The sequence below is a fragment of the Agrobacterium sp. 6Ca8 genome (assembly GCF_055382765.1).
On the sequence record NZ_AP026433.1, the window covers coordinates 1,143,439 to 1,157,392 of the forward strand.

The window sequence follows — 13,954 nt, forward strand, 5'->3', positions numbered from 1 at the left end:
AACATTTTAGGGGACCGTTACCTTCAGGACCTTGCATGAAAGATAATGATCTCCTCCGGCAGGATGCTCAAGACGCTGGAGAGCGTCTAGTATCTGGCCACGCTTCTGAAGATCCGTTTGCGGCAGCCTTCAAGGCCACCCGCATGCCCATGATCATCACAAATCCACTCCTCAACGACAATCCAATCATCTTCTGCAATGCTGCTTTCAGCAGATTGACGGGCTATTCCGCCGAAGAGCTGGTTGGTCAAAATTGTCGTCTGCTCCAAGGTCCAGACACGGATCCTGGCTCAGTTACGAAGCTGCGTGAGGCAATCGCAGCCGAACAGGATTTGGCGATCGACATCCTTAATTATCGCAAGGACGGATCAGAGTTTTGGAATGCTCTCTTCGTAAGTCCTGTTCGCGATGCTGCCGGAACCGTCATCTATTTTTTCGCCTCGCAACTCGACTTCACCGATATCAAGAGCAAGGAAGCCGAACTCGCTCGCGCCCGCCACATCGCGGAGGGAGAGGTGGCGCTGCGAACGGCGGATTTGACAGAGGCATTGCGGGCAAAAACAACCCTCGTCCACGAAGTTGATCATCGCGTAAAAAACAACCTCCTGACAATCGCCTCAATCGTGAAGCTTCAGGCGCGGATGACTGATAACGATGTTGTGGAGCGGACATTGATGTCTGTGCTGAACAGGGTCGAAGCACTCAGCACCGTCCAGCGCAAGCTTCTGAACGATGAAGATGTAGGGCATTTCGATGTCGCAGATTTTGCCAATACATTGATGCTCGACAAGATCGGCGCCTTGAAGCGAACCGACATCATCCTCACCACCGATCTTCGCGAGGTTGTGGTTCCGGCGACCAAGGCCTCCCCCCTTGCCTTGATCATCAACGAACTCATCGGCGACGCCATTCGCAGAGGATTGAAGGACCGTGGCGGGCAATTGCACCTGGAGGTCAAGCGCCTAAACGGCCACTTCCTTGTAAGGGTTGCCGATACCGTCACGCCGGGCGAAGTGGAAAAGGAAGAAGCAGAATTTAGCAAAAAGATGCTGGAAGCGTGCGTAAAACAATTGCGTGCTACGATAGTTCGGACGGTTGAAGGTTGCCTCTCGGATGTTCGTGTCACGCTTTCTGTAAAAGACTGAAAGGATCTCCTGTGAAAATCTTGATCGTAGAGGACGAAGCTCTGCTGGCGATGGAACTTGAAAGCGAAGTGGAAGATGCCGGACACGAGATTGTGGGGATCGCTGCCGACAGCAAGGAAGCTATCGAGCTTGCCAATAAGGCACTGCCGCAATTCGCATTTGTAGACATTCAATTGCTGGATGGTCCAACGGGCATAGAAGTCGGCCGATATCTTTCCTCGAGCTCCATCCCCTATGTTTTTGTTTCGGGTAACCTGAAGAGAATACCTGAGGACTTTGCAGGCGCACTTGGAGCGATCGAGAAACCCTACACGATGAACGGTTTGCAAAATGCCTTGCAGTTCATTGAAGGCATCGTTATTGGCGCAGAGCGCTCCGCTACCCCTCCTCCCAGCCTTGTTGTTTCGCCCAAACTGCTTGCCGCCTTGTCGGCTTGACCAACGCCGCCCCTGTGCGGATAAGGATTGACCTTGAATTCACCGTCGGAACGCATTGACGCAGTTCGAAACTCTGGGCTGCTTGATGTCCAGAGCCCACCCGAATTCCAGGATATTATCGAGGTCGTCAAAACCGGCCTGAAATGCCCAGTGGCTTTGATCTCCATTCTGGACGAGCACCGGCAGGTTTTCATCGCTCATGTCGGGTTGCCACCCAAATGGGCTGAAGCAGCGGAAACGCCACTCACGCATTCATTCTGTCAGCATGTGGTTCGCGACAGACAGCCTTTGATCATCGGGGATGCGACGGTTCATGATCTCGTTAGAAATAATCTGGCCATAACCGATCTGGGTGTGATCTCCTACATGGGAGTGCCTGTAACCCTCCCTGATGGCATGGTGATCGGCGCGCTCGCAGCAATCGATGGCGAACCACGCACATGGACGGAAAGCGAGCTGCAGTTACTGCACCAGATCGGAAGGGTCGCCTCGAACCAGATTGCGACCTTCCTTTCCGAGCGACGCTGGGGTGCGCTTTTCCAGCAATTGGAGGAAGGCATCGTCGTAGGCTCGGTGATCCGTGACGTAGACGGAACGATTGTCGATTGGCGGTACGAGACGGTCAATCCCGCATGGAGCACTCTTCTCGGATTACCAGGCGATGATGTGCCTGGTCGAACCATGCGCGAACTCTTTCCAGAATTCGAGAATGAGTGGGTTTCCGATGTGGTGGAGGCCGTCGAGACCCAACAAAGCAAGCGTTTCACCCGCAAAATCGGATCGATGGACCGGTGGTTTGACGGCTATGTTCAAGCCACTGGTGAAGATACGTTCGTCATAATGTTCGTTGAAGTCACTGACCGTATGCAAGCCCAGGAGGCTTTACGCGACAGCGAAACGAAGCTTCGCCTGATCGTCGAAGGCGCCAAAGACTACATCATCATGACGATCGATGAAGACCAGCGTATTACAAGCTGGTTCGGTGGAGCGCAGGAGACATTTGGCTGGTCGGAAGCCGAGATGCTCGGACGGCCGTTTGAGTCGATTTTTACTGAGGAGGACCGGGCAGCCGGCGTTCCTGCGGCTGAAGTGAGCAGAGCCACGTCCGAAGGGGTTGCACCCGACCGCCGGTGGCACCTCGCTGCCGATGGCTCCAGCATCTTTCTGGACGGCACGATCCGGCCGATGTCCAACCATTCGTCGCCCAAGGTCCCGGGATATATCAAGGTCGCACGCAACGCCACCGCTCAAAAACTGTCGGAGGACAGGCAGCTTGCATTCCTGGAACTTGGCGAAAAGATCCGCGAGCTGGATACTGTTGCGGAAGTGGCATTTGCCGCCGCCGAGATTTTGGCACGGAGTCTGAGAGGCGCGACGCGGGCGGGCTACGGCATCGTTGACCCTATCGCCGAGACGGTGCAGATGCTTCCCGACTGGTGTGCGGAGGGAATGTTCACCGTCGCGGGGCTCCATCATTTCAGGAATTACGGATCCTACATCCAGGACTTGAAGCGCGGCGAGACGGTCATCATACCCGATGTGGCGACAGATCCGAGAACCTCCGCTTCAGCCGAGCTTCTACACTCATTAGGCATCTCCGTCCTCGTGAATGTGCCAATCATCGAAAGAGGTGCATTCGCGGGGGTCATGTTCGTACACTACGACAAGCCGCATGAATTCTCGTCCGAGGAGCGTGATTTTGTGCGTGCGATAGCGGACCGCACGCGTGAGGCGATCTCCAGGATTCGGGCCGAGCAGGAACAACAGGTTCTCAATCACGAGATCAGCCACCGGCTCAAGAACACGATGGCCATGGTTCAGGCAATTGCGACACAGACGCTTCGCCCTGTTACCGACAGAGCCCCTGTCGAAGCCTTCACGAGCAGATTGCGCGCGCTTTCCAATGCGCATGAGGTTCTCCTGAACCAGGACTGGTCGTCGGCGCGCATGGTGGCAGTGATCGATTCCGTGCTTCGCCAACTTTCTCTTCCCGAGCGATACCGCATATCGGGCACCGACATGGAAATCGGGCCTAGAACTGCACTGTCGCTGGCTCTCCTGATGCACGAGCTTGGCACAAACGCTTTGAAATATGGAGCCTGGACTTCTGATGCCGGAACCGTCGTTATTTCATGGACGATAGAAGATGCAGGCGGCGAGAACGCGCTTGTTCTGGAATGGAAGGAGCAGGACGGCCCGCCGGTGACCGCTCCATCGGGTAAAGGTTTCGGATCGAAGCTCATCCAGCTTGGTCTGATGGGTACAGGCGGTGTCGAGGTCAATTTTGATCCTGACGGCCTGCGGGTAACGATGCAGGGACTGGTTTCCCATTTGAGACAGTCATGATGACCGTGACCTCGAATGCTGCCGATGTGGCAACCATACTCGTCGTTGAGGATGAGCCGTTGCTACGCCTTGCCGCCGTGGATCTGGTTGAAACCGCAGGATACACAGCGCTTGCTGCGGCAGATGCTACGGAGGCGGTCAATATCCTTGAGGCACGCGCAGACATTCGGATCGTCTTCACTGATATCGATATGCCACGCGGCGTCGACGGCCTGCAACTGGCAGCCATTATTCGTGACAGGTGGCCCCCTATTAAAGTTATCCTGGTTTCCGGCCATCTCGAAGATCCCGGTCATATGATCGCGGCTGATACGGCTTTCTTTACGAAACCTTACTGCGAAGAGCAGATCGTGGAGACGATAAGACAGATGCTGCGGTAGCCGAGAATTTTTGCGGCTACCGGGATTCACCGCTCCGCTTGAAATTTGGAGATGGTGACAGAGTCGGATAAGGCTTGGCAGTCGATCTGCCGACTGATTGCCGCTGGTCCCTGAGGTTGGAATTGACGGATAAATTACCTGCTGAACTTGATGGTTTGCATCGCAATACCTTTGAATATTTCTGGTCCGGGAGCCACCCGGAGAGTGGCCTACCGCGGGATCGTATGCGATCCGATGGTGTTGCGATCCATGAGATCGCGTCGGTCTCCGGTATCGGGTTTGGTTTTCTTTCGCTCATCGTTGGTGTCCGCCGTTCTTGGATAACCGAACAGGAAGCCATCGCGCGGGCGAGCCGGATGTTGAGATCGCTGGCAAGTGTGAAGCGTTTTCATGGCGCCTTCCCTCACTTTATCGATGCGTCCAGCGGAAGAACGATACCCTTCGCGAAATTCGACGACGGCGGAGATCTCGTTGAAACCGCTCTTCTGGTTCAGGCGCTGATCTGCGTCAGGCAGTTTTTTGGCGCGCAGACATCCTCCGAAATCGATTTACGCCGGTCCATAAATGAAATCGTCGAGACGGTGGAGTGGGGCTGGTTTACCAGGGGAAAGCCCGGGCCGCTGTTCTGGCATTGGAGCCGTCGGTATGCCTGGGCGAAAAACTTGCCGATTGTGGGCTGGAACGAGGCCCTCGTCTGTTATGTGCTCGCGGCGGGTTCAACGACGCATGCAATCAGCGCCGAGTCTTATCATTCCGGATGGGCAAGCGATGGCGAAATCCGGAACGGATCGATGTATCTCGGTGTTCGGCTGCCACTTGGCCAGCCGTATGGAGGGCCGCTTTTCCTGTCGCACTATTCCTTCTGCACACTCGATCCGCGCGGTCTCGGCGATGTTTATTGTCACGACTATCTGGAGCAGGTTCACGCGCATTGCATGATCAATTACCGCTACTGCCGCACGCGCTACCCAAGTGATGCCGGGTGGGGTCTGTCTGCGTGTGATGGGCCAAAGGGCTATGTCGTAAACTCTCCGACCGACGATGACGGCATCATTGCGACAACGGCAGCCCTCTCGAGCATGCCCTTCTTTTCTCATCGCTCACGCGAGGCGGCTTTGCGTTTTCTGCAATGGAACAATGGTGCACTCATCGGCCGCTTTGGCCTCATGGATTCATTCCAGCCCTCAACCGGCTGGGTGTCCGGAACGCATCTTGCGATCAATCAAGGGCCTGTTGTTGCGATGATGGAAAACTATCGCAGCGGCCTGATCTGGGATTTATTCATGAACGCACCGGAGGTGAAAAACGGCTTGGCCAAACTGGGCTTCCATCAGGACAGGTCTTTCGAAAAGTCGGGCCTGCAGGAAGGACGGACCGACCCCTGAGAACCGGTGTTTGAGTAGCGCAAATGCATCCTTGAAGACAACGCCGGAAGGCCTTGGCAATTCCTTGGCAAGGCCTTCGGCGCGCAGGATATGCTGGGGTAAAGTCGTGGTCATCGTCTCAAAACTGCGGGAGTTTTGATGTTCGATAAACGGCGTGCCGTCATTCGGCTGGTTTCGAAGACGCGCTCTCGATGTAGGCGATAAGATTATCCAGTTCTTCCGGTTTGCTGATGCCCGCCAAGGCCATCTTGTTTCCGGGGATTTTCTTCTTGGGAGCGCTGAGAAAGTCTCGCAGTTCCTCCGGTGTCCACGCCAGCCCTTCCCCGCCTGCTTTTTTCATCGCATTCGAGTAATTATAGTCCGGATCGCCGCCCGCAGTCCGGCCGATGATCCCGTTCAGCTGCGGGCCGACCTTGTTTTTCGCGCCCTCGCCGATGGCGTGACAGGCGGAACAGCGCTTGAAGGCCGCCTCCCCCTTGGCAACATCGCCCTCTGAAAAAGCGGGAATGGTGCTTGCTGCCAGCATTACCGCCGTGATGATCATTCTCTTGCGCATCGTGTCATCCTTGTTCTGCCGTATGAACGCGCCCGCCTGCGAATGCAGGCGGGCGGCTTGTTCTCAATTCAGGTCGTGCCCCAGGCGGGCGTACCCTTCTTGTAGGGAACGCAGGTCTCAAAGCCGCCGGGGATTTCGTCGTAAACGAGAACCTCGGTGGCGCCGATCTTCGAGGTGAAGAAACCGAGCAGCGTCAGCTGCTTGACGAGTGTGAAGGGATGCGGTGCGGTCGGTGTCTGTTCCGCCCGGGCCTGTTTGTCCAGCGCAGAAATCAGCGTCTGCCGCTCCTGCGACGTCAACTCCAGAAACGCCTTCTTGTATTCCGTCCGGCTGCGGTTTTCGATGTCAGCCATAGCGGAGAGGAAGAGTTTCCGCTGTTCGCCCGTGTAACAATCGGCCGCATAAACTGCCATGAATGCGCCAACGGCAGCGTCCTTCGCACCCGGGGTGGATGTGCGAGGGATAATCGTTTCAGCCACCTCGTCCAGAAGCCGGATTTCCTCCGGGCTGAACACGTGGACGTCGCCGGCGGGCTTGGCGGCGTTTTCCGCCGCAGTGACCACGTCAGCGCCGATCAACGGAAGACCGGAGGCAATGGCTATCAGTTTCAGCAGTTCACGTCTGTTCATCACAGGTTACCCTTCTTGCGTTCGGAAACGGCAAATTCGGCGGCACGCGCCGTCAGCGCCATGTAGGTGAGCGATGGGTTGACGCAGGAGGCCGAAGTCATGCAGGCACCGTCAGTGACAAAGACGTTCGGCGCATCCCAGACCTGGTTGTTGCCATTAAGCACGGAAGTTTTGGGGTCGCGCCCCATGCGAGCCGTACCCATTTCATGGATGCCCATGCCCGGCGCATAGCTACCCCTCGACGGTTTGACGTTCTTGATGCCGACCGCTTCGAACATCTCGACTGCGTCATTGACCATGTCTTCGCGCATATCGAGTTCGTTCTGCTTCATCTCGACATTCATCGACAGGACCGGCAGGCCCCATTTGTCCTTCTTGTCGTGGTCCAGCTTCACGCGGTTCTCGTGATAAGGCAGCATTTCACCGAAGGCAGTCATGCCGATAGTCCAGGCGCCCGGCTGGGTCAGCGCTTCCTTGTAGTCGGCTCCGATGTTGAGTTCGGCGATTTCCCGCTCCCAGCGCGAACGGCTGGCGGATCCCTGATAACCGAAACCGCGCAGATAGTTCCGCTTGTCGTCGCCGGTGTTGCGGAAACGGGGAATATAGAATCCCGCCGGGCGGCGGCCCTTGAAATAAAACTCTTCGAAACCTTCCACTTCGCCGGTGGCGCCCATGCGGAAATGGTGGTCCATCACATTGTGGCCGAGCTCGCCCGAGCTGCTGCCGAGCCCTCCCTCCCACACGTCTGTGGCCGAGTTCATCAGAACCCAGGTCGAGTTGAGCGTCGAAGCGTTGAGGAAAATCACATCGGCGGTGTATTCATAGGTCAGGTTCGTTTCGGCATCGATGATCTCTACACCGCGCGCCTTCTTCTTGTCCTTGTCGTAAAGGATTTCCTTGACGATGGAGAAAGGCCGGAGCGTAAGATTTCCGGTGGCGACTGCCGCCGGCAGGGTCGATGACTGCGTGCTGAAATAGCCCCCGAAAGGACAGCCCAACCGGCACTTGTTGCGGAACTGGCAGCGCGTGCGCTCCTGATCGGGAAGTTCCTGGGTGATGTTGGCGCAGCGCGAATTGATGAGGTGTCGCGTGCCTTTAAAGGCAGTTTTCAACCGGCGTGCCACATCCTCTTCAACGCAATTCAGCGGAATAGGCGGCAGGAATTCACCATCAGGAAGAATGTCCAGCCCCTCGCGGCTGCCGGAAATGCCGGCGAAACGCTCGACATAATCATACCAGGGAGCAATGTCCTGATAACGGATCGGCCAGTCAACGGCGATCCCTTCTTTGGCATTGGCCTCGAAATCGGTCTGCGACCAGCGGTAGGTCTGGCGTCCCCACAGCAGCGAACGGCCGCCGACGTGATAACCACGGAACCAGTCGAAACGCTTTTCTTCGACATAGGGCGTTTCCTGCTCGTCGGCCCACATACCAAGCGTGGCCTCTTCCAGCAGATAGTCGCGGCTGAGAACCGGATACTTCGCCTTCATCTCCTGCGTGGCGCGGTTGCGATGGGGATAGTCCCAGGCTTCCTTGTCGGCATTCTGATAGTCGGTAATGTGCTCGATGTTTCTGCCGCGCTCCAGCAGCAGAACCTTCAGGCCTTTTTCCGTGAGTTCCTTTGCAGCCCAGCCTCCACTTATGCCTGAACCGACAACAATCGCATCATAATGATTGTCCGCCATGATAACTCCTCCGATTGGTACTTGGGTAAAAAGTCGACGAGACAATGCGCTCCCCGTCGCAACGCGGCGGAAACTTCATCATGCGTCTGTCGAACCTTACGCACCCCGGCGAAACCGGCCGCCGAGGTGCGGTTCTGGTTTTACTGGCAGTGTTTACTGAATGGTCGGCAGGCGTTCGCTCAGGAACGCGTTGCCCTTGGTCACGACCGCCTCGGCATCGAGCGGAAGGTCGTGTTCAAGAATGAACCATTGTGCGCCGGCATGTTTGGCCGCGGGCAGGATCGTCTTCCAGTCGAGAACGCCGGTGCCAATCGTTGCAAAGCCGCGCTCGTTTTCGGCCGTGCCGGCCGGTGCATTGTCCTTGGCGTGGATTGCAAAAACCCGACCGTTCAGAGTGCCGAGGAACTCAGCCGGATCATTGCCGCTGCGCGCCACCCAGGCGACGTCGAGTTCGCTCTGCAGTTTCGGGCCTGCGGCATCGAGCAGCAGTTCAAGCGCCGTCTTGCCGTCGAACTTGACCATTTCAAAATCATGGTTGTGATAGGCCATGGAGAGGCCAGCCGCGGAAAGCTTGTCGGCATATCCGCCAAGTTCCTTGCCGAAGGCTGTCCAGCCTGCGGCGTCCTTGGGGCGGTCTTCGGGCTTGAGGAACGGCACGGTCACGACCGGATTGCCGACAGCCTTCTGCTCGGTGATGACCTCGTCGAGATTGCCGCGAAGCTTGTCGATCGGTACATGCGAGGAAATGACCTTGATCTTGTGCTTTTCCAGAAGCGCGTTCAGCTCGCTGGCGCTGACCTTCTGCATATCCACCGTTTCCACGGCGGAAACGCCCGCGCGGTTGAGGATGGCAAGCTGCTCCTCAAGCGTTCCGGCGTTGCGCAGTGTGTACATCTGCGCGGCAATCGGCAGCGTCTTGCTGTCATCGGCAAAAACCGGATTTGCGATACCCGCTGCCAGTCCGACGACGAATGCCATCTTTGCGAATTTTGACTTGAACGTTTTCAAACGCGTGACTCCCTTTCCGTTTGATCAATATGACGACACGCCTGCCCGTGCTCTTCCGAACAATTAGGTAATGCTGGGCACAACCTCCGATGCCCTGCGTCGTCAGTCCCCGATATCCAGTGATCTATATGTCGATCTCTACCCAGGACGAGGTCAGGCTGGACCGCACGGCCGCATCGATGAATGCGAGACCCGCAAGGCCGTCCTCTATGCCGGGATAAATCACATCCCCGGCGGCTGCTTTTCCCTCCCTTTTTGCGATGATTGCGTCTGCGGCTTCACGGTAGATCGTCGCAAAACCCTCGAGATATCCCTCCGGGTGCCCTGATGGCACACGGCTGACGCGGTTTGCGGCAGCGCCTGCGCCCGCGCCATTGCGCGTAATCAGCCGCTTGGGCTCGCCGTAAGGTGTGAACCACAGCTCGTCCGGCACGCGGTGGTGCCATTCAAGGCCGCCCTTATCGCCATAGACCCTGAGCGACAGGGCGTTTTCATTGCCGACAGCGATCTGGCTTGCCCAGAGCATGCCCTTCGCGCCGCTTTCGTAACGCAGCAGAATATTGGCGCTGTCATCCAGCTGCCTGCCCGGAACGAAGGAAGTGAGATCTGCGTAGAGGCTCGCGGGAATTTCACCGGTCACGAAGGCGGCGGCGTTGAAAGCGTGGGTGCCGATGTCGCCGATTGCCCCGCCCGCGCCCGAGCGGCTCGGATCGGTGCGCCATTCCGCTCCCTTTGCGCCGGTCTTTTCGACCGCTTCGGTCAGCCAGTCCTGCGCATATTCGGCCTGGACATGGCGCAGCTTGCCGATGGCGCCGTTGGCCACCATCTCCCGCATCTGCCGCAACATGGCATAGCCGGTGTAATTATGCGTGAGGATGAACAGCCTGTCGGATGCCCTCACGATATTCGCCAGCTCCTTGGCCTCCTCCAGCGTCGCTGTGACGGGCTTGTCGCAGATGACGTGGATGCCAGATTCGAGGAAGACCTTGGACGGGGCGAAATGCAGGTGATTGGGGGTGACGATGGCGACCGCCTCGATACCGTCTTCACGACCGGCCTCGGCCGACGCCATCTCCTCAAACGAAGCGTAGGACCGCTCGGGCGCAATGCCTAGCAGGGTTGCCGAAGCGCTGGCGCGTGCCGGGTCGGAGGAAAGCGCACCGGCGACCAATTCGTAACGGTCGTCGAGCCGCGCGGCGATACGATGCACCGCGCCGATAAAGGCACCCTGACCGCCACCCACCATGCCGAGACGAATGCGGCGGCTATTAAATCTTGCTGTTGCGGAGGACATGTCTATCCCTTTCAAAGCCCGAGAAGGCGACGGTTGGCGGCATCATCGACGCCGCTTTTGGCGAAATCGTCGAAAGCCCGCTCAGTCACGCGGATGATGTGATTTTCGATGAAGCCGGCACCTTCACGCGCCCCGTCCTCCGGGTGTTTCAGCGCGCATTCCCATTCCAGCACGGCCCACCCTTCGAAGTCGTATTGGGTGAGCTTGGAAAACACCGCGCCGAAATCGACATGCCCGTCGCCGAGTGAGCGAAAGCGCCCCGGCCGGTCGACCCAGCCTTGATAACCGCCATAGACGCCGGACCGGCCGGTCGGATTGAACTCGGCATCCTTGACGTGAAAGGCCCGGATGCGCTCGTGGTAGATATCGATGAAATCAAGATAATCCATCGCCTGAAGCACGAAGTGCGAGGGATCATAAAGGATGTTGGCGCGCGAATGATTGCCGGTGGCTTCGAGAAAACGCTCGAAGGTAATGCCGTCATGCAGGTCTTCGCCGGGATGCAGCTCGTAGCAGAGATCGACGCCATTCTCCTCGAATGTATCGAGAATGGGCGTCCAGCGCTTGCCGAGTTCAGCAAAGGCCATTTCAACAAGACCTGCGGGGCGCTGCGGCCACGGATAAACGAAAGGCCACGCCAGCGCGCCGGAAAAACTCGCATGGCTCTTGAGGCCCAGATGCTGCGAGGCTTTCGCCGCGCACTTCAGCTGGTTGACCGCCCATTCCTGACGCGCCTGCGGTTTGCCGCGCAGTTCGGCGGGCGCAAAACCGTCGAACATCTCGTCATAGGCAGGATGAACAGCGACGAGCTGGCCCTGAATATGGGTTGAAAGCTCGGTGATCTCGACGCCTGTCTCGGCCAGACGTCCCTTGATATCATCGCAATAAGCCTTGGAAGCGGCAGCTTTCTCAAGATCGAAGAGCTTGGGATCGGTCGGCACCTGAATGCCCTTGTACCCAAGGGAAGCCGCCCATTGGCCGAGATTGTCGAGCGTGTCGAAGGGTGCCTTGTCCCCGACAAATTGCGCGAGGAAAATCGCCGGGCCTTTGATCGTCTTCATGTCCTTACACTCCTTGCATTCACAGTCTGGCCGCTACCGGTGCGGCGAACGGCAGGGCGCGACCGAGCCGCGCACCACCAGTTCCGTATCCAGCACGATGGTTTCGGCCGTGCGTTTGCCATTAAGCCGGTCGACCATCAGCGCCATGGCTTTGCGGCCCATTTCCTGCCGGGGCTGGCGAACTGTCGTTAGCGGTGGTTCGAAGGCATTGGCGAAAATTATATCGTCGAAGCCAATGACCGAGACATCGGTCGGCACGGACAGCCCGCGCCCGCGCAGCTCGCTGATCGCGCCAATCGCCATCTGGTCGCTCGAGGCGAAGATGGCGGTGAAGGAAATGCCGTTTTCGAGAAGTCCGGCAATCGCCTGTCTACCGGCTTCGATGCTGTAATCGCCTGTCACGACGAGTTCATCCGCGTAACCGATACCCGCTTCCTCAAGCGCGTCGCGGTAGCCCTCGAAACGCTCCTGTGCCAGACTTTCCGGAAAAGGTCCGGCGAGATGCGCGATCTTCGTGTGCCCTGCTTCGATCAGATGATGCACGGCGTTTTTGGACGCGGCGCGGTTATCGACCTTGACGGTGGGCAGCGCGATGCCTGGCACGGTTTCCGAAGCGATGACGATCGGCGGCAGCGCGTCACCGTGACCGAGAAGCTCTGAAGGAAACTGGCCGGTCATCAGGATGAGGCCGTCAGCATGTTTCTGCCTGACCATGTCGATATGTGTCGCCACGCGGTTTTCGTCGTTACGGGCGTCTCCCATGAGCACTTTGAAGCCCGCCTCCCCCGCCGCTTCCTCCACGCCCTTGTAGATCTCGAGATAAAACGGGTTGCCGATATCGCGAACAAGAAGAATGACGGTGTTGTTGGATTGACGCCTGAAGCTTGCGGCCTGGGCGTTGGGAACAAAGTTCGCCTGCCTCACGGCATCGAAAACCTTCTTCCTCGTTTCCGGGCGGACTTTGTCGGGTTGTTGCAGCGCCCGTGACACGGTCGCGATCGAAACGCCCGCGAGAGCTGCAACTTCCCTGATATTCGAACCTTGGTCTTTGCTCATCTGTCACACACGCAACTGCTTTTGGCGGCCATAAAGCAGCATCAGCGCAAGTAACGTGACACCGAATATGATCTGCCGGGCCCATACATCGAGGTTGAGCGTTATCAGTACGCTTTGCAGAATGGTGAGCGCAACTGCCCCGGCCATGGTTCCGATATATCCGCCCGCACCACCGGCAAGCGAAGTGCCGCCGATGACAACAGCGATGATCGATGGGAGGACATATTGGTCGCCGACAGAAATGAAGGAGGTGCCGGTATAACCGATCACGCAGACCCCGGTCAGACCGGCAAACAGGCCGGACAGGCCGTAAAGCAGCGTGCGGATCAAAGACACGGGCAATCCGACCAACGTCGCCGCCCGCTCGTTGGAGCCGATCGCGTAAATGGAGAAGCCGAAGGCCGTGCGGCGCAGCACGAACAGCATGATCGCGGCAATGCCAAGCCAGACGAAGAGGACGCCGGGAATACCGAAAACGAGAGGCCGGTTGATGAAACCCGCCAGGAGGGGCGCCGCCGCACCTGATGGAACGCCCTGCGAATAGACCACAAGCCCGCCCTGGATCACCGCTGTCATGCCCAGTGTCATGACCAGCGGCGGAATGCGCACGAAGGTGATGCCGAGGCCATTGATGAGGCCGATCAGGAAGGGAATGCCACCTGCGACCAGTATGGCGAGCGGTATTCCGACATTCTGTCCGTTCATCATGTTGCCGGCAAGGACCGCGCCGAGCGAGATCATCGCGCCGACGGAAAGATCGATGCCTTCGCGTCCGCCGAGGATCACAAGATTTTGGCCCGCCGCGACGATACCGAGAATAGCGGCGATCGTCAGCAGCCGCACGATCTGCGACCCCTGTGCGAAGCCGGGCGACAACAGTTCGCCGACAAGCAGCAGGAAGACTGACGCGCCAATCGCAATGGTCAGGGGATCGGAGATGATGGATTTGATTTTCAAACCGGGATTTGTCAT

General features: G+C 57.8%; 13 protein-coding genes. 5 read left to right on the plus strand and 8 right to left on the minus strand.

Features of this window, described 5'->3' with window-relative positions:
- The first annotated feature begins 35 nt into the window (after positions 1-35).
- From ACZ5A6_RS05715 to ACZ5A6_RS05735, 5 genes are all read left to right on the plus strand, one after another.
- The gene (locus ACZ5A6_RS05715; protein ID WP_464111060.1) at positions 36-1,145 is read left to right on the plus strand and encodes a PAS domain-containing protein; all 1,110 of its coding nucleotides are present in this window, start codon (positions 36-38) and stop codon (positions 1,143-1,145) included.
- An 11-nt stretch (positions 1,146-1,156) separates the two neighbouring features.
- Positions 1,157-1,582, plus strand: coding sequence for a response regulator (locus ACZ5A6_RS05720; RefSeq protein ID WP_003515224.1), 426 nt, complete (start codon positions 1,157-1,159; stop codon positions 1,580-1,582).
- 27 nt (positions 1,583-1,609) lie between these two features.
- Complete coding sequence (locus tag ACZ5A6_RS05725) at positions 1,610-3,928, plus strand: GAF domain-containing protein (protein ID WP_421406686.1); 2,319 nt, start codon at positions 1,610-1,612, stop codon at positions 3,926-3,928.
- Positions 3,925-4,308, plus strand: coding sequence for a response regulator (locus ACZ5A6_RS05730; RefSeq protein WP_013636078.1), 384 nt, complete (start codon positions 3,925-3,927; stop codon positions 4,306-4,308). The genes ACZ5A6_RS05725 and ACZ5A6_RS05730 overlap by 4 nt, the downstream gene beginning before the upstream one ends.
- Before the next feature lie 224 nt (positions 4,309-4,532).
- A complete protein-coding gene (locus ACZ5A6_RS05735) occupies positions 4,533-5,693 on the plus strand; it encodes a glucoamylase family protein (RefSeq protein WP_174061406.1) in 1,161 nt (386 codons plus the stop codon).
- A 160-nt stretch (positions 5,694-5,853) separates the two neighbouring features.
- Here the strand turns inward: ACZ5A6_RS05735 and ACZ5A6_RS05740 are convergent, their stop codons facing one another.
- The 8 genes from ACZ5A6_RS05740 to ACZ5A6_RS05775 all read right to left on the minus strand — a co-directional run bounded on the left by ACZ5A6_RS05740 (position 5,854) and on the right by ACZ5A6_RS05775 (position 13,954).
- Positions 5,854-6,249, minus strand: a complete 396-nt coding sequence (locus tag ACZ5A6_RS05740; protein ID WP_174061322.1) for a c-type cytochrome — start codon at positions 6,247-6,249, stop codon at positions 5,854-5,856.
- Positions 6,250-6,317: 68 nt separating this feature from the next.
- Positions 6,318-6,878, minus strand: coding sequence for a gluconate 2-dehydrogenase subunit 3 family protein (locus ACZ5A6_RS05745; RefSeq protein ID WP_080798554.1), 561 nt, complete (start codon positions 6,876-6,878; stop codon positions 6,318-6,320).
- The gene (locus tag ACZ5A6_RS05750) at positions 6,878-8,563 is read right to left on the minus strand and encodes a GMC oxidoreductase (protein WP_003515231.1); all 1,686 of its coding nucleotides are present in this window, start codon (positions 8,561-8,563) and stop codon (positions 6,878-6,880) included. The genes ACZ5A6_RS05745 and ACZ5A6_RS05750 overlap by 1 nt, the downstream gene beginning before the upstream one ends.
- 153 nt (positions 8,564-8,716) lie before the next feature.
- Entirely contained in the window at positions 8,717-9,571 is an 855-nt protein-coding gene (locus tag ACZ5A6_RS05755; RefSeq protein WP_003515232.1) for a sugar phosphate isomerase/epimerase family protein, read from the minus strand.
- Positions 9,572-9,695: 124 nt separating this feature from the next.
- Positions 9,696-10,865: a Gfo/Idh/MocA family protein gene (locus tag ACZ5A6_RS05760; protein WP_065702520.1), complete on the minus strand. Its 1,170-nt coding sequence runs from the start codon at positions 10,863-10,865 to the stop codon at positions 9,696-9,698.
- An 11-nt stretch (positions 10,866-10,876) separates the two neighbouring features.
- Positions 10,877-11,926, minus strand: a complete 1,050-nt coding sequence (locus tag ACZ5A6_RS05765) for a sugar phosphate isomerase/epimerase family protein (protein ID WP_174061324.1) — start codon at positions 11,924-11,926, stop codon at positions 10,877-10,879.
- A 33-nt stretch (positions 11,927-11,959) separates the two neighbouring features.
- Entirely contained in the window at positions 11,960-12,982 is a 1,023-nt protein-coding gene (locus ACZ5A6_RS05770; protein WP_174061325.1) for a LacI family DNA-binding transcriptional regulator, read from the minus strand.
- A gap of 3 nt (positions 12,983-12,985) precedes the next feature.
- Positions 12,986-13,954: an ABC transporter permease gene (locus ACZ5A6_RS05775; RefSeq protein WP_174061326.1), complete on the minus strand. Its 969-nt coding sequence runs from the start codon at positions 13,952-13,954 to the stop codon at positions 12,986-12,988.

Bases quoted from the DNA above. Each gene is read 5' to 3' on its own strand.
- ACZ5A6_RS05715 (WP_464111060.1), top strand. From the start codon at position 36: ATGAAAGATAATGATCTCCTCCGGCAGGATGCTCAAGACGCTGGAGAG.
- ACZ5A6_RS05730 (WP_013636078.1), top strand. From the start codon at position 3,925: ATGATGACCGTGACCTCGAATGCTGCCGATGTGGCAACCATACTCGTC.
- ACZ5A6_RS05735 (WP_174061406.1), top strand. From the start codon at position 4,533: ATGCGATCCGATGGTGTTGCGATCCATGAGATCGCGTCGGTCTCCGGT.
- ACZ5A6_RS05740 (WP_174061322.1), bottom strand. From the start codon at position 6,249: ATGCGCAAGAGAATGATCATCACGGCGGTAATGCTGGCAGCAAGCACC.
- ACZ5A6_RS05745 (WP_080798554.1), bottom strand. From the start codon at position 6,878: ATGAACAGACGTGAACTGCTGAAACTGATAGCCATTGCCTCCGGTCTT.
- ACZ5A6_RS05750 (WP_003515231.1), bottom strand. From the start codon at position 8,563: ATGGCGGACAATCATTATGATGCGATTGTTGTCGGTTCAGGCATAAGT.
- ACZ5A6_RS05760 (WP_065702520.1), bottom strand. From the start codon at position 10,865: ATGTCCTCCGCAACAGCAAGATTTAATAGCCGCCGCATTCGTCTCGGC.
- ACZ5A6_RS05765 (WP_174061324.1), bottom strand. From the start codon at position 11,926: ATGAAGACGATCAAAGGCCCGGCGATTTTCCTCGCGCAATTTGTCGGG.
- ACZ5A6_RS05770 (WP_174061325.1), bottom strand. From the start codon at position 12,982: ATGAGCAAAGACCAAGGTTCGAATATCAGGGAAGTTGCAGCTCTCGCG.
- ACZ5A6_RS05775 (WP_174061326.1), bottom strand. From the start codon at position 13,954: ATGACAAATCCCGGTTTGAAAATCAAATCCATCATCTCCGATCCCCTG.